The sequence below is a fragment of the Microbacterium lacus genome (assembly GCF_002812805.1).
Taxonomy (GTDB): domain Bacteria; phylum Actinomycetota; class Actinomycetes; order Actinomycetales; family Microbacteriaceae; genus Microbacterium; species Microbacterium lacus_A.
On record NZ_NMUM01000019.1, the window covers coordinates 17,828 to 44,133 of the forward strand.

Below are 26,306 nucleotides of genomic sequence, written 5' to 3' on the forward strand. Positions count from 1 at the left end.
GGATGGACGACCAGCTGATCGACGAACTCCGGATGCTGCGGACCCGGGCGTACGGTCCGGAGCCCGACATCCAACACGACCCGTCCGCCCTGGCCCGCTTGCAAGACCTCGAGCGCCTCGCCCGCGGACCCGAGGTCGAACAGCTGCCGCCGAAGCCGCCGCTGCCCGTGCAGACCGAGCCTGTCGTTGACGTCGAGCCGCTCGTCTCGGCGGAGCCGTCCCCCGACGAGGTCGCCGTGCTGGGAGTCGACGCGTTCGCCGAGTGGCCTGGAGCGTTCTCCAACTACTACGTCGCGCAAGACGGATCAGAAGAGAGATCCGACGTGCCGGAAGGGGGCAGGGCTTTTCAGACCTTCCACGGACTGGCCCTGTTCAGCATGCCGAGTGGGCCATTCAGCTACGGGACCGGGCAAACCTGTTTGATGGTCGTGGCGTCAACGAACATCGACAGCGAGTCCAGCTCCCTTGAGGGGCCGTTCTTCAACGGGTGCACGGCGGGCGACTTCGCGGCGACCATCGAAATCGTCGTCACCGAGGACTATCAGGGCCTCCCCGACGAACTCCTCCAGGTCTTTCCCAAAGGCACCGGCCTGCAGTTTGTCCTCGAGGGCGACGAGGTCGTCGTCCTGAGCGACCAGGACTGAACGCTTAGGCCTTCGGCGGCGGGTGATGCGGGATCGGCCGTGGCGGCCGCGCACGCTCGGAGTTGATGATGGGCCCTGTGCGCGGCGTCGCCCCCGACGCGCCCCCGTCGCGGATCCTGATTCGGCGGCCACTGATCGTGACGACACGCAAACGAATAACGTACGGCTTGCCGCCCGAGTTCACCGACGCGAGTCGCAGAACACCGGATGCCTCGATCTCGGCATCTGTCGCCGCATCAACGTCCGTCTCCAGGCGCGCAGCCGTACCGCGAGCGACAACACTCCAGCGGTGATCGTCGCCCTCCCCGTCGATCTCGATCGCGGTCTCGGGGTGTTCGGCGATGACGCTCAGCTTGGACCCCTCGGCGGAGCGGGCGTACAGCGCGCCGTCGTGGGCGAGGACGTTGAGGGGAAAGACATCCGGCTTCCCGTCCGCGCCCGTCACAGCAAGTCGCCCGATCGCGGGGTCGGCGAGTAGTCGCCAGCATTCCGCGGGGCTCAATCGTTGGAAGGCGTGTGCTCCCGACGCCCCGGGCCCAGCACTTGATCGAGTCATCGCACGTGCCTCCGTTCGATCACTTCGATTCAACTCCGTTGACCCGCGCACCGCTAGGGGTCAACCCTCTGAACGAGAAAGTCGAGCGCGGCTAAGGTCATGGCTCATGACGGACGAATCGCGTGTACCCGTATCTCTCTCGCTCGACGCCTGGCTGGATCGCCTTTCGCAGCGCGGCGGTGAGCCGGGCGGTGGGGCGGCCTCGGGTGTGATGATGGCGATCGGTGCCGCGCTGCTGCACATGGTCGCGGCGTACACCCCCGACGACGAACGAGCGCAGCAGAGCGGCCAGCGCTCGATCGAGTTGCGTGTTGAGGCGCTGCAGGCGGCGGAGGATGACGGGGTGCGCTCGGCCGCCCTGGGCGCTGCGCTCGCGGCCGAGTCCTCCCCGGAGCGGGACGAGCGCATCGTGGCGACGGGCACGGCCGGCGCCGAGTCATCCGCGACTCTGGTCGGGATCGGCGCCGCGCTCGCCGCTGAACTGCGGGTGCTCGCCGATCGCGGCAACCCGCACCTGATCGCGGATGTCGCGGTTGCGGCAGAGGCGATCGGCGCGGGCCTCGGCGGCGCGCTGACGAACCTGCGCGCGTGCCTCGCGCTTGCCCGCAAGCACCTGCCCGCGGGGGCAGGGTTGTCTGGCGATTTCGACCGTCCGCTCGCAGAGGGCTCCGCGGCGCGAGCCGACGTTGCGCTACTCGCACAGGCGGTCGAAGAGCGCTGAGGCTCGGCTGCTCCCTTCGACAGGCTCAGGGAGCGTGCTTCGTCACCCGGTCACTGAGCTTGTCGAAGTGACCCGTAGCGGGGCGCCCTGATCAGCGCTCTGCGGCCGCCAGGTTGGCGCGAAGTTCGTCCGCGTCCTGGCGCACGCCATACGCCGGAGTGTCGCGCTCGACACGCCAGCTGTCGGCGAGCGGGCCGATGTTGACCGTGTCGTATCCGAAAGCGTCGTAGAGGTCGGTCACGAACTGCGCTGCCTCGGGTGCGTCGCTCGCCGTGGCGAGAGCACGACGGCCTGGCGTGCCCTGAGGTGCGCCCGCTGTCAGGATCTCTGCCGCGCCGATGTGATTGAACGCCTTGGCGACCTTCGACTCCGGCAGGTGTCGCTGAAGCATCTGCGAGGTCGTGATCTGCTTCTCGTCGAGCTCGAGGATGTGCCCGTCGCGCTCCCAGTAGTAGTTGTTCGTGTCGAGCACGATCTTGCCCGCGAGGGGGGCGACGGGGACGGTGTCGAGCGCCTTCAGCGGGACGGTCACGATGACCCACACGCCGGCCTCTGCGGCCTGCTCCGGTGTTCCGGCGGTCGCGCCGGCGCCGAGCGTGGCGACCAGATCGGCGAGGGTCGCGGGCCCGCGAGAGTTGCTGATCACGACCTCGTAGCCGCGGTTGACCAGCCCCTGCGCGAGTGCCGATCCGATGTTTCCTGCTCCGATGATTCCTACGCGTGTCATGTACGGCCCAACGCCGGTGGGCACGTCGCGCATTCCCTCGTGCACCTACAGTGCTGCGGCCTTCGCCTCGAGAACGGCGCGTTCGCGCGTGTTCGCCGTCAGCCCGGCCGCGGTGAGCAACTCGGAGCGCGCCTCGGACACGCGGCCGAGCCGGGCGAGCAGTTCGCCACGCACGCTCGGCAGCAGATGGGACCCCCGCAGGGCGCCATCCGAGGCCAATCCATCGATGATGCGGAGGGCGCTCGCCGGGCCCGTGCTCATCGAAACCGCGACCGCGCGGTTGAGCTCGACGATCGGGCTGGGGGCGATCCGCCCCAGCGCCTCGTACAGGATCACGATGCTCTCCCAGTCGGTCTCGTCCACGCTCGGCGCGGCGGCATGGCATTCGGCGATGGCTGCCTGGAGGCCGTACGTTCCTCTCCCGCGTCCGCGTCGACCCGAGGCATCCGCTCGCTGGAGCGCCGCGCGACCCCGCGCGATCTGTGCGCGGTCCCACTTCGTACGGTCCTGATCTGCCAGGAGGATGGGCGACCCGTCCGCCGCGGTACGAGCGCCGAAGCGGGATGCTTGCAGCTCCATCAGAGCGAGAAGTCCCTGCGCCTCGGGCTCACGCGGAACGAGGCCCGCGAGCACGCGACCCAGCCGAAGCGCTTCGTTCGCCAGATCGACGCGCACCCAGCGGTCGCCCGACGTCGCCGCATACCCCTCCGTGAAGATGAGATAGACCACGCTCAGCACCCCGGTGAGACGCTCTGCCCACGCGGCGGGATCGGGCACCTCGAACGGCACGGCCGCCGCAGACAGCGTCTTCTTGGCCCGGGTGATGCGGGCCTGCACGGTCGCTACGGGCACGAGCAGCATCCGGGCGATCTCTTCCGATGTCAGCCCGCCGACGACACGCAGGGTCAGGGCGACCTGCGACTCGCGCGAGAGAACCGGGTGACACGCGACGAAGATCAAGCGCAGCACGTCGTCGTCTATCGGCTGCCAGGTGTCGGCGTGGTCCGATCGTTCTGTTTCGTCGGCCAGATCGTGAGCGAGGGCGGCGTAGCGGTCATCCAGCCGCTCGCGCCGCCGCCATCCGTCGATCGCCCGGCGCTTCGCCACCGTGGTCAGCCAGGCTCCGGGATTGCTCGGCACGCCGCGTTCGGGCCACTGCTCGAGGGCCTCGACCACCGCCTCCTGGGCCAGGTCCTCGGCGAGCCCGAGGTCGCCCGTGGCCTTCGCCAGTGTGGCGACGACCCGGGCGCCCTCGATGCGCCACACGGCGTCGACGCGGCGGCGGATGTCTGGCGCCGGCCTACTCATTTCGTGCCGAGCTCCTCGCGCCACTGCTCTTCCTTCTGCACGTACTCGTTGTCGGCGTAGTCCGCGAAGTCGGACTCATCCGTGACGCGCCGCACCTCGAGCTTGCTGCCGGGTCCGAGGGGGCAGCGCTTCGCCCATTCGGCGGCCTCTTCCTTCGAGGATGCCTGGATGATCCAGAAGCCGTTGAACAGCTCGTGCGTCTCGCCATAGGGGCCATCCGTGACGATCGGGGTCTCGCCGGCGAAGTCGACCACGAAGCCCTCCTTCGCATCGGAGAGCCCCTCGCCCGCGAGCAGCACCCCCGCCTTCATCATCGATTCGTTGTACGCGCCCATCGCGTTGATCACGGCCTCGAAGTCCATGGACTCGTAGTCCTCGACGGCGGCCTCGTTCGACCGCATGATCAGCATGTATTTCGCCATCGTCTGCTCCTCTGTGTCATCTCTGTGCCATCGGCCGATCCCGGCCGCGGGTGGGCGCTCGTGCGTCCTCCTACTATCGCGTCGAACGGCACCGAGCGAAATCGACATCGTCGCGAAAGTTCTTGCAGTCCCGGATGTGGGCCAGGATGGCAACATGCTCTCCATCCCCGAAGTAACCCTCAACGACGGTCACCGCTTCGCCGAACTCGGTCTCGGCACATACGGGCTGCGTGCCGAAGAAGGCATCGAGTCGGTCACTGCGGCAATCGATTCCGGGTATCGGCTGCTCGACACCGCCCTCAACTACGAGAACGAGTCCGAGGTCGGCGAGGGCATCCGCCGCAGCAGCGTCGACCGCGACGAGCTGATCGTCACGACCAAGCTCCCCGGACGCGACCACGGCTACCACGAGACCATCGCGAGCGCCCAAGCCTCGCTGGCCGCCCTCGGCCTCGATCGAATCGACGTGTACCTGATCCACTGGCCGAACCCCCGCGTGAACAAGTACGTCGACACGTGGAAGGCGATGATCCACCTCCGCGACGAGGGTGTGCTGCGCTCGATCGGCGTCTCGAACTTCACGGTCGGGATGCTCGAGCGACTCGCCGACGAGACAGGCGTCGTACCGGCGGTCAACCAGGTCGAGCTGCATCCGTATTTCCCGCAGGCGGAGCTGCGGGCCTATCACGCAGCGCACGGCATCCGCACCGAGAGTTGGAGCCCGCTCGCCAAGCGCAGCGAACTGCTGAACGAGTCGATCGTGCAGGAACTGGCAGAAGTTCACCGCGTCACGCCGTCGCAGATCGTGCTGCGTTGGCACGTCGAGCTCGCGAGCACCCCCATCCCGAAGTCGGCCGACCCCGACCGTCAGCGCGAGAACGCCGATGTCTTTGGATTCTCGCTCGACGCCGAGGATGTCGCCGCGGTCTCGGCCCTCGAACGGGGTCGCCTCTGGGGCGGAGACCCCGAGACGCACGAGGAGTTCTAGGGGGGGGTTCGCTCAGCTCGCGTTGAGCGCGACCATCCAGTCGATCCCGAATCGATCGGTGAGCATGCCGAAGCGACCACCCCAGGGTGGTGTCTCGAACGGCATACCGACGGTTCCGCCGTCGGCCAGCGCGTCCCAGTAGCGCTCGAGTTCGGCCTCGTCGTCCCCGCTGATCGAGATCGAGACGCCCGCCGCGGGCGTGTAGGGCATCGAGCTCGGTGTGTCGGCCGCCATGAGGACGAATCCTGCGGGCGTCTCGAGCTGGCCGTGCATGATTAGGTCGTTTTCGCGGGGATCCTGGCCCATGTCGAACGCGGCGAAGGTATCGAGGTCCAGTTCGCCGCCGAACACCGAGTGGTAGAACTCGAGGGCGGGGCGTGCCTGATCCCGGAACGAGATGTACGGGTTGAGGCGGGTCATAACGGTGCTCCTGTCGTGACACGATTTCCGCTTTTGCGCGGCACGCTCAGTGTCTTCCCTGCCTCCGACATCCGCAAGAGCCCCGACAATGGAGGGATGTCTCAGCAGAACTGGTCGGGAAACATCCGCTTTCGCGCGCGTGCCATCGAGTCGCCGGCGGATCTCGACCAGCTCCGCCGGATCGTGACCGACAACGAACGCGTGCGAGCTCTCGGGTCGCGACATTCGTTCAACGACATCGCCGACACGGATGGCGTTCTGATCGATCTCACCCGCCTGAATGCGCCATTCGAGATCGACGTGAAATCCCGCTCCGCGTGGGTGCCCGCCGCGGCTCGATACGCCGAGATCGCCTCGGCGGTCGAGGATCACGGGCTGGCGCTCCGCAACATGGGGTCGCTGCCGCACATCTCGATCGGCGGGGCGATCGCGACCGGGACGCACGGATCGGGCGATGGCAACAGAATCCTCGGCGCATCCGTCACCGGCCTGGAGATCGTCCGCGCAGACGGGCGCTTCGAGGTCCTCGAGAGTGAGGATCCGCGCTTCGCCGGATCGGTCGTCGGGTTGGGTGCGCTCGGTATCACCACGCGCGTGCGCCTGGACCTCGTGCCCTCCTTCGATGTGCGGCAGGACATCTTCCTGAACGCTCCGTGGGATGAGGTACTCGCCGGGTTCGACGCCGTGATGGGGTCGGGTTACCGCGTGAGCCTCTTCATCGCCGACTGGGGGACGGACGTCGTCGATCAGGTCTGGATCAAGTCGGTGGTCGGTACGACCAACGCCGAGGCGGTGCTTCCCGCCGGCGTGACGGCCGAGCGGGCGACCCGACAGATCGGCCCCATCGCATCCGGTCCCACCGACTCCGTCACGCCGCAGCTGGGCGAACCGGGGCGCTGGCTCGACCGGCTGCCCCACTTTCGGCGGGACGCGCCACCGAGCAACGCGGGCGACGAACTGCAGTCCGAGTTCTTCGTGGCGCGCGAGGATGCTCCGGCGGCGCTCGCCGTGCTGCGAACACTGGCCGCGAGCATCTCGCCGGTGCTGCTCGTTTCAGAGGTCCGGAGCATCGCCGCGGACGATCTGTGGCTCAGTGGAGCCTACGGTCGCGACACGATCGCGCTGCACTTCACCTGGCGGAACGATCCGGACGGCGTCGCGGCACTGCTGCCGACCATCGAGACCGCGCTCGCACCCTTCGACGCACGCCCGCACTGGGGCAAACTCTCGGCCACGGGCGGCGGCGCGTCCGTCGATCGCTATCCGCGCGGGGGAGACTTCCGTGCACTCGTCGCGGCGGAAGACCCCGCGGGGCGGTTCACGAACGAGTACCTGCGGCGCGTGCTCGGTTCCTGAGCGCGGCGAGCCCTCAAGGCTCCGGTCAGAGCTGGATGCCGTGGTTTTCGTCGTTCACGCCGGCATTCCGCCCACGCCACGACTCGTACGCGATCAGCCAACCCAGGGACACCGCGATGCCGATGACGAGTCCCAGCCAGACGTTCGAGAGGCCGAAGCCCACGAGCGCTCCCGCGATGAGCAGACCGATGGTTCCGAGCAGCCACTGCACACGGCCGCGCGGCCAACGTTTCTGTCCTGACATGCCCCCAGCCTAGAGGGAGGGCGCGTCAGCGTGCCCGGTGGTCTTCGGGGTGCAGGCGTGGTCCTCGGCGCTCTTCGCGGGCGCCGCTCATGCGGATCAGCCGGATGGCTCGCTGACGCTGCCCCGCCCACGGCTCGAGCAGTTCGAGCATGCCGTCATCGTCCACGCGGTGACCCGTCAGCGCATAGCCGACCTCGTGGGCTAGGTGGTAGTCGCCGACGCTCACCGCATCTGGATCCCCGAAGGCCCGGATGCGGGTCTCGGCCGCCGTCCACAGGCCCACGCCGCGCACGCTCGTGAGCACGCGGTCGCGATCGGGGCCGTCGCCGGCGCGCTCCGCGGCAGCCACGAGCGAGCGGCCGATACGAGCCGCGCCCACGATGGTCCGCGCCTGCGGCGGTTCGAGACCCGCCCGGTGCCACGACCACGAGGGGATGCTCCGCCATCCTTCGATCGTCGGCGGGGCGTGCAGAGGCACCGGCGTCGGCCCCGGGGCGAGCTCGCCGTGCCAGCGCACCAGCCGGCGCCACGCCGCGAACGCCTGCATTCCGGTCACCTTCTGCTCGATGATCGCGCCGGCAAGCGCGTCGAAGACCAGATCCGTGCGGCCGAGTCGGAGCTCGATACTGCGGCGGTGGGTGTCGCGGAGGAGGGGATGGTCTCGGGGGTCGAAGGCGTCGGGGTCGTCGGAAGCGCCGCACAGGTCGGGGACCTGGGCGAGAGCCCACCCGGCTCCGTCACCCCACGCGGCAGCGCGGACAGCGCCCGACGAATCCTGTCGCAGGGCGACCGTCGCCGTGCCCTCGGGAGTTCGGCTCGCACGCCAGATCACCGGACCGTCCTGCAGGATCGTCGGATCGCCGCCCCCGCGTCGCTGGAACATGATGACCTGCGCCAGATTGAGTGGGTGCGCGGGGCGATAGACGGTCTCGATCGGCCGATCGAAGACGCGTCCCGTTGCGCTCAGACTCAACGTCATCGCCCCACCATACGGCGCCCGTCCGACACCGGGGGCCCAAGGCGGATCGGCTCAGAACCGGTCGGGCGAGGGCGTGCCGTGGCCGTAGCGGATCGAGACATCCGCGTGCCGGTCGAACCGGTAGCCGACGCCGCGGACCGTCCGCACGATGTCTTCGTAGCGTCCGAGCTTGGCGCGCAGTCGCCGGACGTGCACATCGATCGTGCGCTCGCCGGGGGCATCGTCGTCGGCGGCCGACCAGAGCGACGACACCAACTCGGTGCGCTCGATCGTGCGTCCCTCGCGGAGCACGAGGTACTGCAACAGCTCGAACTCCTTGTAGGTGAACGCCGCGGATTCGCCGTCGAGCAGCACCTTCTTGCGCGAGATGTCGACGACGACGCCGACGGATGCCGCTTCGGTCTCGTCCGAGTCGCGGCGGCTGCGTGCGACCGCGGACGGCTCGTGCAGTGCCAGGCGCACAAGATCGACGTCGCGTCCCCCGGCGTCTGTCGGCGCAAGCGCGACCGTTGCGTAGGTCTCGGCGTCGGGGGCCAGGTCGGCGAGGGTGCGGCGGAGGGCTTCGACGAGGGTGCCGAGGCTGACACCCGCCGCGGCGGCCTTCTGCTCATCGAGACCGACGTACAGGGCGAAGCCGCGCGGTGCGCTGCGCGGAGCGGCCGCGCGAACCGGTTGCGCAGCGGGGGTGCTCGGTGCGGGAAGGGATTCGACCGGCCGCAGATGTGCGGGTCGAGCGAGGGGAGCTTCGAGAAGGGCGGTGTTCGACATGATGAGGTCTTCTTCCGGGAGGGAACCCTGCGGGTTCTCCGAGGTACGGCGATGTGTCGGCCGGTGGCCGGGTGAGGGGTGTCCGAAATCCCCGACTTCTGCGGGGGTGGCACCCGGGGCCGTCGCGGCCGCGTCGGCGGCGGCGTGAGGGCCCGGCTGGGTCACGAGATCAGCGACACATTCGACAACACAGGGCAACGCGACCGGCGCTCATCGTGCCGGCACTCCGGTTCGCCTCCCAGGCGGACACAGGGCGTGCGTTGTCACTCATGCCGCCGATTATCTCCGAGATCCCCGGGATGTGTCAAACTGCGCGGGCATCCCGGCATTCTCGGTGGCCGGTTTCGCATTCTGCTCAGTCGGCGCCGAAGCGCTCCGCCAGCCAGGAGACCTGTCGCAGCCACTGGTGGTGACCGCCTCCCTCGTGACCGTTGTACTCGTACACTTCGATGTTTTTGTCTGCCGATGACACCGCGTTGTAGGCGGCGAAAACGCTCGCCGGGAGGACGATCTCGTCCATGAGGGCCACCGAGAACAGCGCCGGCGCGGTGATCCGCCGCGCGAGGATCGCGCCGTCGAAGTGAGAGAGCGTGTGCAGGGCCGTCGCGGCGGCGGCGCGGTTCACCGACAGGTAGCGGGTGATTTCGGTAAACGGGTCGTGGGGTGTGCGGGTGATCGAGCGCGGGAAGTCGCAGAGGAAAGGTACGTCGGGCATGACGGCGGCGACCAGAGGCGAGAGAGCAGCCGCCGCGATAGCGGTACCCCCTCCCTGGCTACCGCCGGTCACGGCGATGCGGTCCCGGTCGATTCCACGCAGCTCCGCGACAGTTTCAACGAGTCGCACGGCGTCGGTGAACATGCGCCGGTAGTAGTACTGCGATGGGTCGTGGATGCCTCGGGTCATGACCCCCTGCGCTGCTGGTCCGGACCCGTGCGGGTCGGGAGTGTCCCCGCCCGATCCCCAGTTGCCGCCCTGACCGCGGGTGTCCATGAGGACGTGCACATAACCGCAGGCGGCCCACTTCAGGTGTTCACCCGGTAGACCCCGACCGCCCCCGTAACCGAGGTACTCGATCACAACCGGGCGGGACTCGCTCGATCGCGGGCGTGAGATCCATGCGCGGATGGGGTCTCCGGCGAAACCCGAGAACTCCAGGTCTTCGATCACGATCTCAGAGATCGGGGTGCGCGCCGGCGCGATGACCGGATCGGATGCGGCGGCCCGCGCCTCATCGAGCGTTTCGCTCCAGAAGGCATCGAGTCCGGTGGGCTCGGCGAGTTTCGGGGAGTAGACCCGTAGCTCGTCCAGGGGTAGGTCGGTGAACGAAAGCGCCATCGATTCCTCGTTCGGTGCAAGGGAGAAGTGTCCACAACCCTAGGGGAGCGTCGATGCGTTCACCGCTCGATAAGTTGTGTCAAACGCCAAAAGGTCTTGCTTTTGTTCGAGGGTGCGGCATAGAGTGCCTGTCGAAGCGCTTCCGCGAAACGCTTCGACATTCCGATCCGCTCTCAATCCTCAGTTCGACAACACTCAGACAACGGAGTCCGCATGGCGAAGATCAACGAGGTGGCCAAGGCCGCCGGCGTCTCGATCAGCACCGTGTCGTATGCGCTGAGCGGGAAGCGCCCCGTCTCACCCGACACGCGTCGGCGCATCGAGGACGTCGCTCGCGAGCTCGGCTACGAGCCGAACGCGGGAGCTCGCATGCTCGCGGGTAGCCGCACGCATATCTTCGCCCTGACCGAGCCGTTGCGCGTCGACACCCACGCGCCGACCCACATGGCGTTCGTGCTCGCGACCGCCGTCGCCGCGCGCAGGCAGGGCTACGACATCCTGCTGCTGACCGACGAGCAGGCGTCCGCGGGCATGCGGAGGGTCGCGGCGAGCGACCTGGCGGACGCGGTTCTGGTGCTCGATGTGGCTCCTGATGACGAGCGAGTGGCGATCGCGCGCTCGATCGCGATCCCCACGATCTTCATCGGGATCCCGAACGACCATGAGGGCCTGGTCTGCGTCGACCTCGACTTCGAGGCCGCAGCGCGCATGGCTGTGGATCGCGTGGCGGACGCCGGGCACAGGCGTGTCGCGATGATCGGGCAGCCCGCGGTCGCGTATCGACGATCCAACTTCCCCCCTCGCGTCCGCACCGCGTACGAGGCGCGAGCGCAGACACGAGGCCTGGCGCACTCATTCGGCGCGAGTGGCGAGCTTCAGATGGAAGCCCATGCCGTCCGGGCAGAACTCACCGCGGCGCTGGAGCAGGGCGCGACCGCGCTTCTCCTGCACGGAGCGGACGACATGCACGTCGTCGTTCTGGCCGAGCTTGCCGCCCGCGGACTCGAGGTCGGCCGTGACATCTCGGTGCTCTCGGTTGCCGCCTCGTTCGACATGGCACTGCTGCCGATGGCGCTCGACACGATCCCGCTCATCCCGCAGGCGTCGTGTGAACGGGCGGTCGAATTGGCTGTGCAGGCCCTGGGGCCCGACCGGCTGCAACCGGCGGTTCACCTCATCGATCCCCTCTACGTGGCTGCGGGCACCGTCCTCGCCCCCGCCGCACTCGCCGAACGGGCGTGAGCGTGAAGAACACGCACACGACCATGTCATCAATCGAAGCGCTTCGACGAATACCCCCACACGCAGCGTGTGCGGTTCACCGATCCCGACCAATGCGGGTCACCAAGAAAGGAGTGCCGACGATGGCACAACACAGCACCAGAAAGAAGAACACGCGGCTCATCGCCGCCGTCGGCGCGATCGCCGTCGGCGCGCTCGCCCTCAGCTCCTGCTCGGGCGGATCCGGGGGAGGCGAGGACGACAACACCCTCACCCTCTGGCACTACGAAGGAGCCAACAGCGCGATGGGCATCGCATGGGCCGAGGCGATCGAGGTCTTCGAGGAGGAGACCGGCGCGACGGTCGAATTCGAGGAGCGGAGCTTCGAGCAGATCCGCTCGACCGCGAGCCAGGTGCTGAACTCCGACGAGGCCCCCGACCTCATGGAGTTCAACAAGGGCAACGCCACGGCAGGATTCCTTGCCAGCCAGGGTCTGATCAGTGACATCAGCGAAGCCGTCGAAGAGTACGGCTGGGACGACATGCTGGCCCCCGCCCTCCAGACCACGGCGCGCTACACCGAAGACGGCGTCATGGGCTCCGGCGAGTGGTACGGCATTCCCAACTACGGCGAGTTCGTCACCGTGTACTACAACAAGGACGCCTTCGCCGCTGCGGGGCTGGAGGTGCCGACGACCTACGACGAATTCATCGAGGTGCTCGACGCGTTCCAGGCGCAGGGCATCACGCCGCTCGCCGAGGCAGGCCTGGAGTACCCCCTGGGTCAGCTCTGGTACCAGCTCGCGCTGAGCCAGGCGGACCGCCAGTGGGTCAACGACTACCAGCTGTACGAGAACCCCGTCGACTGGACAGGGGATGAGATCACGTACGCCACCGAGACCGTCAAGGAGTACGCCGACAAGGGCTACTTCTCGCCCGACGTCACGGGCATCAAGGCCGAGGATGCGGGTGTGTCCTTCATCAACGGTACGGCGCCTATCTTCGTCTCGGGCAGCTGGTGGTACGGCCGCCTCGTCGACGAGATCTCGACCTTCGACTTCGGCGTCTTCCCGTTCCCCGACAGCCAGCTGAGCCTGGGTTCGTCGGGCAACCTGTGGGTCGTTCCCGAGCGTGCGGCGAACAAGGAACTCGCGTACGAGTTCATCGACATCACGATGCGTCCCGAGATCCAGGCGCTCATCGGCAACAACGGCGGTCTGCCCGTCGCCGCCGATGTGGCCGACATCACCGACGAGAAGAGCCTCGAACTCATCGAGGCCTTCAACGCCGTCAACGAACTGGACGGCCTGTCGTTCTACCCGGACTGGCCCACCCCCACGTTCTACGACACCCTCGTCGCCGAACTGCAGGAGCTCGTCAACGGCACGAAGACGGCAGCTGAAGTCCAGGAGGCGCTCGGCGCCGAGTACGACTCGTACGTCGACGACTTCCGTTGATGCACCGGTGGTGGCTCGCCCGTGTGCGAGCCACCACCGACCGCGCTGCTCCGGCAGCATCCTTCTGTTCGCACGAACCTCCCGAGGAGCCCGGCGATGACCGCTGTCCCGTTCGTCCGCACGCCGCGGACAAAAACGAAACTCCCACCCGAGGAGCCGCTGATCCCCCAGCGTCGGGGTGGCACGGCCGGGTACTGGCTGTATCTCGTTCCGGGCCTCGTGCTGGTGACGGTCATCATCGTCGTCCCGCTCGTCTGGAACGTGTACCTCAGCTTCACCGACTGGCGGGGCATCCGTCCGCCGGAATTCATCGGGCTTGCGAACTGGATCGAACTCGCCGGTGATGCGAAGTTCTGGACGTCGTTCGGCAACAGCATCTGGATGATCATCGCGATGGTGATCTTCCCGACCATCATCGGGCTCGTGCTGGCGGCCCTGCTGTTCGACGTCATCGGCCGGAAGTTCGGTGGCCGCTTCGCCAGCTTCCTGCGCGCCACCTATTACCTGCCGCAGATCCTGCCCGCGGCGATCGCGGGCATCGTGATCGGTTGGATCCTCCGTCCGCAAGACGGAGCGCTCAACACCATCCTCGAAGACATCGGTCTCGGATTCCTCGCCCACAACTGGCTCGGCTCGCCCGACACTGCTCTCGCCAGCATCATGGTCGTGCTGGTCTGGATTCAGATCGGCTACCCGGTCGTCGTGTTCATGGCGGCTCTGCAGCGCGTGGACCCCGAGCTGTATGAGGCGGCGGAGCTCGACGGTGCGAACTGGTTCCAGCGGTTCCGTGCCATCACGGTCACGATCATCCGGCCCGAGATCTACGTCGTCACGCTCACGTGCACGATCGCGGCCTTGAAGGTGTTCGGGCCGGTGTACGTGCTGACCCGCGGTGGTCCCGGCGACTCCACGATCGTGCCGGCGTACTACGCATACAGCGAGTTCTTCCAGTCGCAGCAGGTCGGCTACGGCTCGACCATCGCCACGGCGCTGACGATCGTCATCGCGGTCGTATCGATCCTGTTCATCCGCGCGCAGAACGCCGCGGAGCGCAAAGAAAGGGCGGGACTGTAATGGCCGCCACAATGGCAATGACCACGGTGCGAGGCGGCAAGAAGGCCCCCGCGCCGCGCGGCGGAATGACCAAACGCCGGGGCGTCGACTGGCTCCTCGTCGCGTTCGCGGTCGTTGCGGCGATCCTGATCATCGCGCCCTTCTACCTGATCCTGATCAACTCGTTCAAGTCGCCCACCGACTACTCCAACGGCGGCCCCCTCGCGCTGCCGACGGGTCTCTACTTCGACGGCATCATCGCGTTCTGGGAGCGCGTGAACTTCCCCGAGAAGGTGTGGAACTCGTTCTTCATCTCGGGCACGGTCGCGGTACTCGCCGTGCTCATCTCGGTGCTCAATGCCTTCGCCATCGGAATTGGACGCGTGCGCGGGCGCTCGTGGATCGTGCTGCTGTTCCTGCTCGCCAACCTGCTGCCGCAAGAGGCGCTCCTGTACCCGCTGTACTACATGTTCCGCGAGGTCGGTCTGTACAACAACGTGTGGAGCGTGATCATCGTCTTCACGGTGATCCAGGCGGCGTTCGGCACGTACCTGCTCTCGGCGGTGTACGGCACGTTCCCGAAGGAGGTGCTCGAGGCGGCATCCATCGACGGCGCAAGCCGGTGGCAGATCCTCTGGCGCGTCATCTTCCCGATCAGTCGCCCGACCCTGTCGGTGCTCCTCATCTTCTTCTTCATCTGGACGTGGAACGAGTTCCTCATCCCGCTGACGTTCCTCGTCTCGAACGAGAACCAGACGGTGCCGGTCGCCATCAGCGTGCTGCAGGGCGACCGCCTGATGGATGTCACGACCACCAGTGCCTCGGCGCTGCTGGGCCTGATTCCGACCCTTCTCTTCTTCCTCATCTTCCAACGCACGCTCACCCGCGGCATCACAGCAGGAGCAGTCAAGTAATGAAGTTCACCGATGGTTTCTGGCAGCTACGACCCGGGGTCACGGCCCTGTATGCGCAAGAGGCCTACGACATCTGGCAGGTCACCGACACCGCGGACGGGGCCGGGTTGCAGATCACGGCGCCGACGGCGGTCATCGCCAAACGCGGCGACGTGCTCAACCGGGCCACGCTGACCGTAACGCTCTCGTCGCCGCTCGAGGGCGTCGTGCGGGTGCGGATCGCGCACCACGAGGGCGGTCGCCGCGAGGCGGGCTTCGAGTTGCCGGGTGCAATCGCGGGCGGTGTGGGCGAAGCATCCGTCACCGAAACGGGCGGATCGTTGACGTCGGGCCCGCTCACCGCGCGGATCACGCAGGGCGCGCCGTGGTCGCTGTCGTTCGAAGAGGGTGGTCGCCGCCTGACCGGCAGCGGGCACAAGGCGCAGGGCTACGTGCAGCTCGCCCCCGATGCGCAGGTCGATTCGGGGATCGTCGGGAACGCCCGTGCCGCGCAGGCACGACCCGCGGCGAACACGTTCGTGCACGAGCAGCTCGACCTGGGCGTGGGCGAACTCATCTACGGCCTCGGCGAGCGATTCGGTCCCCTGGTCAAGAATGGCCAGAGCGTTGAGATCTGGAACGCGGATGGCGGGACGTCGAGCGAGCAGGCGTACAAGAGCGTGCCGTTCTTCCTGTCCAGTCGCGGCTACGGTGTGCTGGTCAACGACCCCGGCCACGTGTCGTTCGAGATCGGGTCCGAGGCGGTCGAGCGCACGCAGTTCTCGGTCGCGGGCGAGGCGCTCGAGTACTTCGTGATCGCCGGCCCGACGCCGAAGGATGTGCTCGAGCGGTACACCGGCCTGACCGGCCGGCCGCCGGTCGTGCCGGCGTGGTCGTACGGGCTCTGGCTGTCGACCAGCTTCACGACCGACTACGACGAGGCGACGGTCACGTCGTTCATCGACGAGATGGCGCGGCGCGAGCTTCCGATCTCGGTCTTCCACTTCGACTGCTTCTGGATGCGCGAGTTCAACTGGTGCGACTTCGAGTGGGATCCCCGGGTGTTCCCGGATCCCGATGGGATGCTCGATCGGCTGCACGAACGCGACCTGCGCGTGTGCGTGTGGATCAACCCGTACATTGGGCAGCGCTCGCCGTTGTTCGCCGAGGCCGCGGCTGCGGGCTATCTCGTCCGCCGGGCCGACGGCTCGGTCTGGCAGTGGGACCTCTGGCAGGCCGGAATGGGCCTGGTCGACTTCACCAACCCCGACGCGACCGCCTGGTTCCAGGGCAAGTTGCGCGCCCTGGTCGACCAGGGTGTCGACTGCTTCAAGACCGACTTCGGCGAGCGAATCCCCGTCGACGTGGTCTGGCACGACGGTAGCGACCCCGCGCGCATGCACAATCTCTACACGCACCTGTACAACAAGGCCGTGCACGACGTGCTGGTCGACGCCCGCGGCGCCGGCGATGCGGTGCTGTTCGCGCGCTCGGCGACGGCGGGCGGCCAGACCATGCCCGTACATTGGGGCGGCGACTCGACCTCGACGTTCCCGTCGATGGCCGAGACACTCCGGGGAGGACTGTCGCTGGCCCTCAGCGGCTTCGCGCACTGGAGTCACGACATCGGCGGGTTCGAGGGGACACCGGATGCCTCGGTCTTCAAGCGGTGGACGGCGTTCGGCCTGCTCGGCAGCCACAGTCGCTTCCACGGGTCGCAGTCCTATCGTGTGCCGTGGATGTTCGACGACGAGGCCGTCGAGGTCACGCGCGTCTTCACCCGCCTGAAGATGCGTCTCATGCCGTACCTGTTCCAGGTCGGAATCGATGCGACGCGCACGGGCGCGCCGATCATGCGTCCCATGGTGCTCGAGTTTCCGGATGACCCGGGCGCCGCCTACCTCGACCGTCAGTACATGCTCGGGCGCGACATCCTGGTTGCCCCAGTGTTCACCGAGTCGGGTGAGGTCGACTTCTATCTGCCCGCGGGCACGTGGACGCATCTGCTGACCGGTGAAAAGGTCGAGGGTGGCGGTTGGCGGCGCGAGCGGCATGACTTCCTGAGCCTGCCGATCTATGTCCGTCCCGGCGCGGTTCTGCCCTGGGGTGCACGGGAGGATCGCCCCGACTACGACTATCTCGACGGACTGACGCTCCGCGTCTTCCCGGGTGGGACCGGTACCATCGAGGTAGCGGTCACAACGCCTGACGGGCGCAGAGAGACGTTTTCTGCGGACCGTGCGGAGGTGACCGAATGAGCATGCAGGGCAACAGCGACTACCGGGATGCGGGGCTCGTCTTCCCAGACGGCTTCACGTTCGGGTCGGCGACGGCGTCGTACCAAGTAGAGGGTGCATTCGACGAGGACGGCCGCGGCCCCTCGATCTGGGACACCTTCAGCAAGACGCCCGGCAAGGTCTGGAACGGCGACACCGGTGACGTGGCTTGCGATCACTACCACCGTGTGGACTCCGACCTCGATCTGATGCAAGACCTGGGGCTCGGGGCGTACCGCTTCTCGATCGCCTGGCCCCGCATCCAGCCCACCGGCACGGGTGCGCCGAACCAGGCGGGGATCGACTTCTACTCGCGCCTGGTCGACGGTCTGCTGGAGCGAGACATCCGTCCCGTCGCGACGCTGTACCACTGGGATCTGCCGCAGCCGCTCGAAGATGCGGGCGGGTGGCCGGTGCGGGCGACGGCGGACGCGTTCGAGCGCTACGCCGAGATCATGGGTGCGGCCCTCGGCGACCGCGTGCACACCTGGACGACTCTCAACGAGCCGTGGTGCTCGGCCTACCTCGGGTACGGGCAGGGCGGTCACGCACCGGGACGCCACGAACCCGCGGCGGCCCTCGCCGCCGTGCATCACCTGAACCTCGCCCACGGACGTGCCGTGCAGGCACTCCGCGCGACGTCCACGGGCGATCCGGATTACTCGGTCACCCTCAATTTCCACGTGCTCCGGGGTCTCGAGAACAGTCGCGGGGAGGACGCCGCTGACGCGATGCGCCGGATCGATGCCCTTGCAAATCGCGCTTTCACCGGTCCCATGCTCCGCGGGGAATACCCTGACGATCTGCTCGAAGACACGGCATCCGTGACCGACTGGGCGTTCGTGCAGGACGGCGATCTCGAGCAGATCAACCAGCCGATCGACGTGCTCGGGGTGAACTACTACTCCACCGCCACCGTGCGTCTGTGGGACGGCGAGTCGCCCAAGCAGCAAAACGATGGTCACAAGGGCGCGGAGGGCGGAACGGCCTGGCCGGGCAGCAACGACATCGTCGAGTTCGTCGAGCAGCCCGGGCCGTACACGACCATGGGTTGGAACATCGCGCCCGAGGGTCTGGAAGAGCTGCTGCTGTCGCTGCGCGAGCAGTTCCCCGAGCAGGCACTCATGGTCACCGAGAACGGGGCCGCCTTCGACGACGCGGTCGCCGGAGATGGCTCGGTGCCGGACGCCGAGCGCCTGGACTACCTGCGCCGTCACTTCACCGCGGCACACCGGGCGATGCAGGCGGGGGTGGACCTGCGTGGTTACTTCGTGTGGTCGCTGATGGACAACTTCGAGTGGGGCTACGGCTACGCCAAGCGGTTCGGGATCGTCCGCGTCGACTTCGACTCGCTCGAGCGCACCGTCAAGGACAGCGGGCTCTGGTACCGCGATCTCGCACGCACCGGAGTTCTTCCTGCCTAGACCGATCACGGCATTCAGCGTGCGCCCAGCCTCGACCGCTCGGGGCGGGCGTACGCTGTGCCGGTGACTTCGCTGACTTTCACCCACGAACCGGATGCCTCGCGGTACACGTTGCACGACGGGCCCAACCTCGTGAGCGCCCTCGACTACCGCGATGACGGACGTACCGTCGCACTCACCCGTGCGTACACGGTGCCCACCTTCCGCGGCCACGGCTATGCCGGCGAGGTCGTCGACCGTGCCGTGACAGAACTCGAGCAGGCCGGGGATCGCAAGGTCCTGCCGGTGTGCTGGTACGTGGCGGAGTGGTTCGAGGCGCACCCCGAGCGCGCGGGAATCCTCGCCGAGCGCACCCGCGCGTAACGGTTCGAGCGCTCGGCCCACCCCTATGCTGGCCGGGTGGATACGGAGCAGGCCTTCATCACCGTCGCGGTCGTCTTCGAGGCGGCCGGCGCCCTCGCGATGATCGTCGGCGCGGTCATCGCGATCGTGCTCGGCATCCGCACCCTCGCCCGCGGCGACGGTGGCACGGCGGCCTTCACGACGCTCCGCACGACCTTCGGTGGGGCGATCCTGCTGGGCCTCGAGGTTCTCGTCGCCGCGGATTTGCTACGCACGATCACGTCTAAGCCCTCGCTCGAGGACGCCGTGATCCTCGGCATCATCGTGCTGATCCGAACCATCCTGTCGATCTCGATCCAGATCGAGATCGAGGGTGTGCTGCCGTGGCGGCGCGCGCTGCTCACGAGTGGCGCGGGGGTCGTTGCGGGCGAGGTGGCGCGGGAGCGAAGGGCGAGCGCCGCCCGAACGCCGCGAGATTGACGTAGTCCCGCCCCCGAGGTGCGTCAAGCCCCTTGGCTCGGGCGCGGATCCGGGTGATGGTTGTCTCGACCACCCGGCTCGATCAAGAGGAGACCCGATGAGCTCGTCACGCGAGGAACTACCCGAGGGCGTCATCGACGCCGATCCGACGGGCGGGTGGCAGAGCGGCGACACCGCGAATAAGGACTCCGGAGAGCCGGTCGCACCCGACGCTCCGATCGAGGGTTCCGAGCCCGGCCAGGTGGCCGACCCCGATCTGAGCGACGATGTAACGGACGAGTCCGTCGAATCCGACGGCGATGACAGGAGCGACTCATGACCTCGGGAGAATCCGCGCACGACAACACCCCCACGGAGAAGGCCACGGCCGAGCGCGACGCCGTCCACGATTCGCCGATCGTCCGGACGGGCGACGTTGTGCAGACCGAGCCCGCGATGGACATGAATGACACGACAACGTCCGAAAAGATCGACGGCATCGTCGCCCAGACGCGAGCGGATCACGCCGCCGATGGTCACGACCGCATCATCGCGGTCCTGAAGCAGCGCCTCGATCAGGCGGGCATCGAGATGTCGGACGACGAGATCGTCCAGCTCGCGAAGGACTGACGCTCGGCGAACCGCGGCCGGGGATCCGGGCCGATGTCGGTGCTCCCGCATAGCGTGGGAGCATGCGCATCCTGCACACCTCCGATTGGCACATCGGGCGCTCGTTCCACGGGCACTCGACACTCGCCGCGCTCGCGGTAGTGCTGGACGAACTCGTGTCGCAGGTCGCCGAGCGCGACGTCGATCTCGTCGTGGTGGCCGGCGACGTCTTCGACTCCGCAACGCCCGCCGCGGGCTGCTATCCGCTGCTGACCGACACCCTCGCGGCGATCCGTGCCGCGGGGGCAGAAGTCGTTGTCACGAGCGGCAACCACGACAGCGCCGCGCGGCTCGGCTTCCAGGCGCCGTTCGTCGCGGCAGCGGGCATCCACATCCTCACCCGATCCGATCGCGTGGGCACTCCGGTGACCCTGCACGACGAGCACGGGCCCGTGCACGTCTACGGCATCCCGTTCCTCGAGCCCTCGCTCGTTCGTCATGTCTGGCCGGACGTGACGCTGCGGACGCAAGAGCAGACGATGGGGCATGCGATGGGGCTCGTGAACCACGATCGGGCCGAGCGCGGGGGCCGCTCGATCGCGATCGCGCATTGCTTCGCCGCGAACGTCGAGGCGACACCGGGGGTCGAGCGTGAGATTCGGCAGGGCACGCTCGATGTCGTCCCCCTGTCGACCTTCGACGGCCCCGACTACGTCGCGCTCGGTCACATCCACGGACGCAACGAGCTCTCCGAGCGGGTGCGGTACGCGGGTGCTCCGCTGCACTACTCCTTCGGCGAGCAGCACAAGCCACGCGGTTCGTGGCTCATCGACCTGGATGCGGAGGGCCTGGCGGCGGTCGAGTGGGTGCCGCTCACGGTGCCCCGACGCCTCGTCACGATCACCGGGACGCTCGACGAACTGCTGACCGATGCCCGCTTCGAGTCCGAGGCCGACGCCTGGGTGTGCGCGCAGTACACCGACACGACGCCGCAGCGCGACCCGATGCGGCGGCTGCTCGCGCGTTTCCCGCACTGCGCGACCGTGCAGCATGTCCCGGCTACGGTGCCGGAGTCGAGCGAGCGCTCGTACTCGGCGCGGGTGCGCGAAGCACGGGACGACGGTGAGTTGATCTCGGCGTTCCTCGCGCACGTGCGGCAGGGCCAGGCCGCCGATCAGGCCGAGGCCGAGATCCTGGCCGAGGTGATCGTGGAGGGCGCCGACGAGCGCGCTCTCGCCGAGCGCACGGAAGGCGGCGTGCTCGCGTGAGGATGCATCGGCTCGAGATCGAGGGTTTCGGGCCGTTCCTGCGCCCCCAGACCGTCGACTTCGACGCATTCGCCGACGACGGGATCTTCGTCATCTCAGGCCGGACGGGCGCGGGCAAGTCCAGCATCCTCGACGCGATCTGCTTCGCGCTGTATGGGTCGGTCCCGCGTTACGACACGGGCGAGAAGCGCCTGCGCAGCGACCACAGCGGCCCCGACGATTCGACGATCGTCGCCCTGGAATTCAGTGCGGGTGGCGAACGCTGGCGGGTGGAGCGTTCACCGGAGTACGACCGTGCCAAGCGCAACGGAACGGGAACGACGACGGCCCCGCCGCAGGCGCGATTGTTCATCTGGACGAACGGCGGGTGGGAGGGCCGCGCGGCGCGTCCCCGCGACGTGGGCGAAGCGCTGCACGAGATCCTTCCGCTCACGCAGGAGCAGTTCCTCCAGGTCATCCTCCTGGCACAGAACCGCTTCGCGCGGTTTCTGCTCGCGACGCACGGCGAGCGGCAGGCTCTCCTACGCACCCTCTTCGGTACGCGCCGCTTCGAGGAGTACGAGCACGCGCTCGAGCAGCGCCGCAAGGACTCCGAGGCGCGCGTCGCCCGCGACGGCGACACCCTCGCCCACCGCCTCGACGACGCCGAGCGGCTGATCGCGGATCACGACCTCCGGGGTGAACTCGGGCGAGAGGATGCCAAGGGTGGGGCACCCGCGAATACCGCCGTGCGGATCGATGCGGTGCGCCAGGCGGCGCAGCGCGCGGCGTATCGCGCCGATACCGCCGCCCTCGCACAAGACGCCGCTCGAGCCGCGCGGGATGCCGCCGAGTCGGCCCTCGCGGATGTTCTCGCTCGACGGGACGTGCAGGAACGCCGCGACCGTGCGCGCCGCAGCGTCGCGGCTCTCGAGGCGGATATGGCCCGCATCCAGAGCGTGCGCGACGAGCGCGACACCGCGACGCGCGCCGAGCTGGCGCGTGAGGGTATCCGGGCGCTGGATCTGGCCCGTGCCGAAGCCGCGCGTGCGAACGACGCGCGCGAAGTCGCGCTTGCGCAGTGGCGGGCCCTGGCTGGCACGGTCGGTACCGACGCCACGCCACCAGGGACCACCGAGCTTGCTGCGCGTATCGATGAGGTCAAGCACGCCGTCGGCGGATGGCGGCTCCTGCTCGCGCGCGAAGAGAGCATCGCCGAGCGGCGCGCCGAGCTCTCGCAGGGCCGAACCGATCTCGCAGCCCTGCAGGCTGCCGTGGACGCCAGCCGTACGGAGCGTGACGTCGTTGTCGCGCGTCGCGATCGGGTCGACGCCCGACTCATGCAACTCGCGCCCAGCGTCGGGGGCAGAGGCACTGCCGAATCTCGCCTCGCAGACCTCGATGCCCGCTCGGCGGCCGCCGCGGACGCCGAGCGCCTCGAGAACGAAGCCGCAACGACCGAGCGGAAGGCGCTGACGGCCGATCGGGCGCTTGCTGAGGCATCCGTCGCCCTGGCGGATCTTCGTGAGCGCCGCCTGCGCGGGCACGCGGGCGAACTCGCCGCCGAACTCGTGCCGGGCGAGCCGTGCGCCGTATGCGGGGGCGTGGACCACCCCGCGCCAGCCCCACGCGGGGAGGATCCCGTGAGTGCCGACGACATCGAGTCGGCCGAGGCGCGGGTCGTCATCGCCGTCTCGGAGCAGCGTGAGGCATCCGACGCACTGGCGACCGTCCGGCAGGCGGCGGCGCGAGCGCGGGGGCGAGCGGGGGATCGATCGGCCGAACAGCTCGCCGCCGAGCGGGCTGAGGCTGCGCAGGCGCTCGCGATCGCCACGAAGGCCGAGCTCGAGGTGACCACGCTCCGCGCGGAACGCGAGGACTGCACGACGACCCTCGAAGCGCTCGACGCGGCGCTCACGGAAGCAGCGCCGCGCATCGAGTCCCTGGATCGGTCTCTCGTCGTCCTCGATGCGGGCATCGCGTCGGACAACGAGGCTCTGACGGAAGCACGGGGCGGCTTCGCGTCCGTCGCGGAGCGGATCGCGGACGCGGAGAGCATCGCCGAAGCTGCGGAGCGACTGCGCGATGCCATCACGACGGCCGAGCGCTGCACGAGCGCCGAGTCCGCCGCGCGGGCGCGAGTCGAGGTCGATCTCGCCTCAGCCGGTTTCGAGTCCGCAGATACCGCCGTCGCGGCGCTCCGGGACGCGGCCGCTCGAGCCCGCCTCGACGAGACCATCCGCGAGCACGAGACAGCGCTGTCCGCGGCCAAGTCGGTTCTCCTCGACCTCGAGTTGCAGATGCTGCCCGAGGAACCGATCGATGCCCGCGCCGCCGAAACCGCGCGCCAGGACACCCGAGAGGCCTGGACCGCCGCGGTACAGAAGACCATCGCGGCCGATCAGATCCGCGACCGCCTGTGGGAACTCGCCCGGCAGGCCGAGGCGGCCCAGTCGGGTATCGCCGCGGCCCTCGCCGAACACGAGACGATCGAAAGGCTCGCCCACACGGTGGCGGGCAAGGCGCCGAATACGCACCGGATGAAGCTCGAGACCTTCGTGCTGGCGGCCGAACTCGAAGAGATCGTGCAGGCGGCGAACCTGCGTCTTCACGACATGTCGGATGGTCGCTACCGTCTGCTGCACACGGATTCCCTCGCCGCGCGCGGGGCCGCCTCCGGCCTCGGCCTCGACGTGCTGGACGCCTACACGGGGCGCCCGCGCCCGCCGCACTCGCTCTCCGGCGGAGAGACCTTCCTCGCCTCTCTCGCGCTGGCGCTCGGCCTCGCCGAGGTCGTGACCGGACGCGCCGGGGGAATCGAGCTCGACACACTGTTCATCGACGAGGGCTTCGGCTCACTCGACGCCGAAACCCTCGACACGGCCATGCGGACGCTCGACGAACTACGACAGGGCGGCCGGACGGTCGGAGTCATCAGCCACGTCGAGGCGATGAAGGATCAGATCCCCGCGCAGCTGCTCGTCGCCGTCGCAGAAGACGGCTCGAGCGAGGTCGCTGCCCACGCCATCATGCCCGTCTGATTCAGGCGGGCGACCAGGTCGAGACGCGGCCCAGCTCGTCGAGCTCAGCAGCGGACAGCTCCAGCGTGCCGGCGGCGAGCAGGTCGGCGACCTGGTCCGCCCGGGAGGCACTCGCGATCGGCGCAGCGACCGTCGGTTGGGCGCGCAGCCACGCGAGCGCGGTCGTGGCGATCGATGCACCGTGCGCGGCGCCGATCGACTCGAGCGCATCGACGATCGCCAGGCCCTCCGGTGTGGCGTACTTCGCGGCACCCTTCGCCCGCGGCGAGGTGTCCGCCGCATCCGGAACATCGGCCGAACGGTACTTGCCCGTCAGGAAGCCGCTCGCCAGCGCGTAATAGGGCACGAGGCCCAGGCCGAACTCTTCCGCGACCGGGACGATGCTCTCTTCCACGGTATTGCGGTGCACGAGGTTGTAGTGCGGCTGCACGGCCACCGGGAGGGCAGAGCCCGCGGCGCTCGCGTAGCCGACCCACTCGCGGATGCGGTCGGCTGAGTAGTTCGAAACCGCGGTGTGACGAACCAGCCCGTCCGTCACGAGGTCGCCGAAAGCGGCCACGGTCTCTTCGAGGGGCACGGTCTCGTCGTCGTAGTGCGCGTAGTACAGGTCGATCGTGTCCACCCCGAGGCGCTTCAGCGACGCCTCCGCAGCGGCGCGGACGTTCTTCGGCGCGAGCCCGCGGAAGTCGGGGTGCTGGCTGACCTTCGTCGCGATGATGACGTTCGCCGGGCGCCTGGCGGCGAGCCATTCACCGATGATGCGCTCGCTGTCGCCACCCGTGTTTCCCGGAACCCACGCGCTGTACGAATCGGCGGTGTCGATGAAGTTGCCGCCTCCGCCGTGGAACGCGTCGAGGATGCGGAAGGATTCGTCCCGATCCGCCGTCCACCCGAAGACATTGGCGCCGAGGCAGAGGGGGAAGACATCGAGATCACTGCGGCCGATACGGGTCATGCTGCTCCTTGCTCGAGAGATCGGCGACCCGGATGCTGCGCGGGAGCGCCGTCGATCAGCCTAGGCTGGAGGAATGAAGACCGGCACCCTGTGGACAGTCATCGGCGTCATCGTCGCCATCATCATCGCGTGGGTGCTCGTGAACGTCTTGTTCTCGGTGCTCGCGTTCGTCTTCAAGCTGCTGGCAGTTGCGGTCGTCGCCCTCATCGTGTTCGTCATCCTGCGGATGGTGTTCGCACGATCGTCGGACGACTGACCCCCTACAGCTGGTAGTCGGCGCGGAAGCTCTGCCAGAGCGCCGCGCTGCAGGTTGCGACGACCTCGTCCCACAGCTGCGTCGCGCCGTCCTGCGCACGGTCCGATACGGCCTTGATGATGCGCAGCGGCACACCGAACTCACCGGCCACATACGCGTAGGCGTAGGCCTCCATGTCGACCAGCACGGCGTCGAGGTCGCGGATCCGGACGACCGCATCCGCGTCGTCGACGAAGATGTCGCCTGTGGCGATCGCATGACCGTCGTTCGGCAGGTCGATGCGGGCGGGCAGTGAGACGTGCTGCCCGACGATGCCGTCCAGGTCGCTCACATCGTGCTGAAGCACGGTGCCGACCTCATGGACGGCCGCCTCGAGCTCGGGATCGAGCGCGCCGGCGGTGCCGACCACCACGATTTCGCTGTACTCGCGCGCGGAGAGGGCCCGGGTGAGGGCAACGGCCGCCTTCAACTTGCCGGGTCCGGTGACGAGACGGTCGAAACCGTCGATCTGAGCGGGGAATGCCACGAGTTCGGCGTCCAGCGCCGCGACGAGAAGTCTCACGGTCACCCATTCTGTCCCGTTACGGCCGCGAAACACGCATCG

General features: G+C 68.2%; 28 protein-coding genes. 17 read left to right on the plus strand and 11 right to left on the minus strand.

The window, feature by feature from the left end; translation table 11 throughout:
* Positions 1 to 2: 2 nt before the first annotated feature.
* Positions 3 to 644 (plus strand): hypothetical protein, encoded by a 642-nt coding sequence (locus CGU34_RS05415; RefSeq protein WP_100813521.1) that lies wholly within the window; start codon positions 3 to 5, stop codon positions 642 to 644.
* A 4-nt stretch (positions 645 to 648) separates the two neighbouring features.
* Here CGU34_RS05415 and CGU34_RS05420 read toward each other — a convergent pair whose 3' ends face one another.
* The gene (locus tag CGU34_RS05420) at positions 649 to 1,200 is read right to left on the minus strand and encodes a pyridoxamine 5'-phosphate oxidase family protein (RefSeq protein WP_081766397.1); all 552 of its coding nucleotides are present in this window, start codon (positions 1,198 to 1,200) and stop codon (positions 649 to 651) included.
* Between the two features lie 106 nt (positions 1,201 to 1,306).
* On the opposite strand from CGU34_RS05420, the gene CGU34_RS05425 reads away from it, so the two are divergent.
* Complete coding sequence (locus CGU34_RS05425; protein WP_100813522.1) at positions 1,307 to 1,921, plus strand: cyclodeaminase/cyclohydrolase family protein; 615 nt, start codon at positions 1,307 to 1,309, stop codon at positions 1,919 to 1,921.
* Positions 1,922 to 2,012: 91 nt separating this feature from the next.
* On the opposite strand, the gene CGU34_RS05430 is transcribed toward CGU34_RS05425, so the two are convergent.
* The 3 genes from CGU34_RS05430 to CGU34_RS05440 are packed head-to-tail and all read right to left on the minus strand — an operon-like array spanning position 2,013 to position 4,378.
* Positions 2,013 to 2,648 carry an NADPH-dependent F420 reductase gene (locus tag CGU34_RS05430; protein WP_100813618.1) on the minus strand — a complete coding sequence of 212 codons (636 nt, stop codon included), beginning with the start codon at positions 2,646 to 2,648 and terminating at the stop codon, positions 2,013 to 2,015.
* A gap of 45 nt (positions 2,649 to 2,693) precedes the next feature.
* Positions 2,694 to 3,956 carry an RNA polymerase sigma factor gene (locus CGU34_RS05435; protein WP_100813523.1) on the minus strand — a complete coding sequence of 421 codons (1,263 nt, stop codon included), beginning with the start codon at positions 3,954 to 3,956 and terminating at the stop codon, positions 2,694 to 2,696.
* Positions 3,953 to 4,378 (minus strand): YciI family protein, encoded by a 426-nt coding sequence (locus CGU34_RS05440; protein ID WP_100813524.1) that lies wholly within the window; start codon positions 4,376 to 4,378, stop codon positions 3,953 to 3,955. The genes CGU34_RS05435 and CGU34_RS05440 overlap by 4 nt, the downstream gene beginning before the upstream one ends.
* Positions 4,379 to 4,532: 154 nt before the next feature.
* Between CGU34_RS05440 and CGU34_RS05445 the strand changes: the two genes are divergently transcribed.
* Positions 4,533 to 5,366: an aldo/keto reductase gene (locus tag CGU34_RS05445; protein WP_036299400.1), complete on the plus strand. Its 834-nt coding sequence runs from the start codon at positions 4,533 to 4,535 to the stop codon at positions 5,364 to 5,366.
* Positions 5,367 to 5,378: 12 nt separating this feature from the next.
* Here CGU34_RS05445 and CGU34_RS05450 read toward each other — a convergent pair whose 3' ends face one another.
* Complete coding sequence (locus CGU34_RS05450) at positions 5,379 to 5,786, minus strand: VOC family protein (protein WP_100813525.1); 408 nt, start codon at positions 5,784 to 5,786, stop codon at positions 5,379 to 5,381.
* 96 nt (positions 5,787 to 5,882) lie between these two features.
* Here CGU34_RS05450 and CGU34_RS05455 point away from each other — a divergent pair, with 96 nt between their 5' ends.
* On the plus strand, positions 5,883 to 7,142 hold the full coding sequence (locus CGU34_RS05455; RefSeq protein WP_100813526.1) for an FAD-binding protein: 1,260 nt from the start codon (positions 5,883 to 5,885) through the stop codon (positions 7,140 to 7,142).
* Between the two features lie 25 nt (positions 7,143 to 7,167).
* Here CGU34_RS05455 and CGU34_RS05460 read toward each other — a convergent pair whose 3' ends face one another.
* The 4 genes from CGU34_RS05460 to CGU34_RS05475 form a co-directional block, all read right to left on the minus strand.
* Positions 7,168 to 7,386 carry a hypothetical protein gene (locus tag CGU34_RS05460; protein WP_036299365.1) on the minus strand — a complete coding sequence of 73 codons (219 nt, stop codon included), beginning with the start codon at positions 7,384 to 7,386 and terminating at the stop codon, positions 7,168 to 7,170.
* A 25-nt stretch (positions 7,387 to 7,411) separates the two neighbouring features.
* The gene (locus CGU34_RS05465; RefSeq protein ID WP_100813527.1) at positions 7,412 to 8,365 is read right to left on the minus strand and encodes a DNA-3-methyladenine glycosylase family protein; all 954 of its coding nucleotides are present in this window, start codon (positions 8,363 to 8,365) and stop codon (positions 7,412 to 7,414) included.
* A gap of 51 nt (positions 8,366 to 8,416) precedes the next feature.
* Positions 8,417 to 9,133 carry a winged helix-turn-helix domain-containing protein gene (locus tag CGU34_RS05470; RefSeq protein ID WP_036299382.1) on the minus strand — a complete coding sequence of 239 codons (717 nt, stop codon included), beginning with the start codon at positions 9,131 to 9,133 and terminating at the stop codon, positions 8,417 to 8,419.
* 355 nt (positions 9,134 to 9,488) lie between these two features.
* Positions 9,489 to 10,469 (minus strand): acetylxylan esterase, encoded by a 981-nt coding sequence (locus tag CGU34_RS05475; RefSeq protein ID WP_100813528.1) that lies wholly within the window; start codon positions 10,467 to 10,469, stop codon positions 9,489 to 9,491.
* A 213-nt stretch (positions 10,470 to 10,682) separates the two neighbouring features.
* On the opposite strand from CGU34_RS05475, the gene CGU34_RS05480 reads away from it, so the two are divergent.
* From CGU34_RS05480 to CGU34_RS05535, 12 genes are all read left to right on the plus strand, one after another.
* On the plus strand, positions 10,683 to 11,711 hold the full coding sequence (locus tag CGU34_RS05480; protein WP_100813529.1) for a LacI family DNA-binding transcriptional regulator: 1,029 nt from the start codon (positions 10,683 to 10,685) through the stop codon (positions 11,709 to 11,711).
* A gap of 122 nt (positions 11,712 to 11,833) precedes the next feature.
* Positions 11,834 to 13,147, plus strand: a complete 1,314-nt coding sequence (locus CGU34_RS05485; RefSeq protein ID WP_100813530.1) for an ABC transporter substrate-binding protein — start codon at positions 11,834 to 11,836, stop codon at positions 13,145 to 13,147.
* 96 nt (positions 13,148 to 13,243) lie between these two features.
* The gene (locus CGU34_RS05490) at positions 13,244 to 14,221 is read left to right on the plus strand and encodes a carbohydrate ABC transporter permease (RefSeq protein WP_036299355.1); all 978 of its coding nucleotides are present in this window, start codon (positions 13,244 to 13,246) and stop codon (positions 14,219 to 14,221) included.
* The gene (locus CGU34_RS05495) at positions 14,221 to 15,114 is read left to right on the plus strand and encodes a carbohydrate ABC transporter permease (RefSeq protein ID WP_100813531.1); all 894 of its coding nucleotides are present in this window, start codon (positions 14,221 to 14,223) and stop codon (positions 15,112 to 15,114) included. The genes CGU34_RS05490 and CGU34_RS05495 overlap by 1 nt, the downstream gene beginning before the upstream one ends.
* Positions 15,114 to 17,351, plus strand: a complete 2,238-nt coding sequence (yicI, locus tag CGU34_RS05500; RefSeq protein ID WP_100813532.1) for an alpha-xylosidase — start codon at positions 15,114 to 15,116, stop codon at positions 17,349 to 17,351. The genes CGU34_RS05495 and yicI overlap by 1 nt, the downstream gene beginning before the upstream one ends.
* Entirely contained in the window at positions 17,348 to 18,793 is a 1,446-nt protein-coding gene (locus tag CGU34_RS05505; protein ID WP_100813533.1) for a GH1 family beta-glucosidase, read from the plus strand. Before yicI ends, CGU34_RS05505 begins: the two co-directional genes overlap by 4 nt.
* Positions 18,794 to 18,856: 63 nt before the next feature.
* Positions 18,857 to 19,156 (plus strand): GNAT family N-acetyltransferase, encoded by a 300-nt coding sequence (locus CGU34_RS05510; protein WP_100813619.1) that lies wholly within the window; start codon positions 18,857 to 18,859, stop codon positions 19,154 to 19,156.
* A gap of 36 nt (positions 19,157 to 19,192) precedes the next feature.
* Positions 19,193 to 19,615: a DUF1622 domain-containing protein gene (locus CGU34_RS05515; protein ID WP_232711554.1), complete on the plus strand. Its 423-nt coding sequence runs from the start codon at positions 19,193 to 19,195 to the stop codon at positions 19,613 to 19,615.
* Positions 19,616 to 19,712: 97 nt separating this feature from the next.
* Entirely contained in the window at positions 19,713 to 19,934 is a 222-nt protein-coding gene (locus tag CGU34_RS05520; protein WP_100813534.1) for a hypothetical protein, read from the plus strand.
* Complete coding sequence (locus tag CGU34_RS05525) at positions 19,931 to 20,224, plus strand: hypothetical protein (RefSeq protein WP_100813535.1); 294 nt, start codon at positions 19,931 to 19,933, stop codon at positions 20,222 to 20,224. The genes CGU34_RS05520 and CGU34_RS05525 overlap by 4 nt, the downstream gene beginning before the upstream one ends.
* A 62-nt stretch (positions 20,225 to 20,286) precedes the next feature.
* Positions 20,287 to 21,471, plus strand: a complete 1,185-nt coding sequence (locus CGU34_RS05530; protein WP_100813536.1) for an exonuclease SbcCD subunit D — start codon at positions 20,287 to 20,289, stop codon at positions 21,469 to 21,471.
* A gap of 2 nt (positions 21,472 to 21,473) precedes the next feature.
* Positions 21,474 to 24,491 carry an AAA family ATPase gene (locus tag CGU34_RS05535; protein ID WP_100813537.1) on the plus strand — a complete coding sequence of 1,006 codons (3,018 nt, stop codon included), beginning with the start codon at positions 21,474 to 21,476 and terminating at the stop codon, positions 24,489 to 24,491.
* Position 24,492: 1 nt separating this feature from the next.
* Here the strand turns inward: CGU34_RS05535 and CGU34_RS05540 are convergent, their stop codons facing one another.
* The gene (locus CGU34_RS05540; RefSeq protein WP_100813538.1) at positions 24,493 to 25,446 is read right to left on the minus strand and encodes an aldo/keto reductase; all 954 of its coding nucleotides are present in this window, start codon (positions 25,444 to 25,446) and stop codon (positions 24,493 to 24,495) included.
* A 73-nt stretch (positions 25,447 to 25,519) separates the two neighbouring features.
* On the opposite strand from CGU34_RS05540, the gene CGU34_RS05545 reads away from it, so the two are divergent.
* Complete coding sequence (locus tag CGU34_RS05545) at positions 25,520 to 25,702, plus strand: hypothetical protein (protein ID WP_036299335.1); 183 nt, start codon at positions 25,520 to 25,522, stop codon at positions 25,700 to 25,702.
* 4 nt (positions 25,703 to 25,706) lie between these two features.
* On the opposite strand, the gene CGU34_RS05550 is transcribed toward CGU34_RS05545, so the two are convergent.
* Entirely contained in the window at positions 25,707 to 26,264 is a 558-nt protein-coding gene (locus tag CGU34_RS05550) for a nucleosidase (RefSeq protein ID WP_036299370.1), read from the minus strand.
* Positions 26,265 to 26,306: the final 42 nt, after the last annotated feature.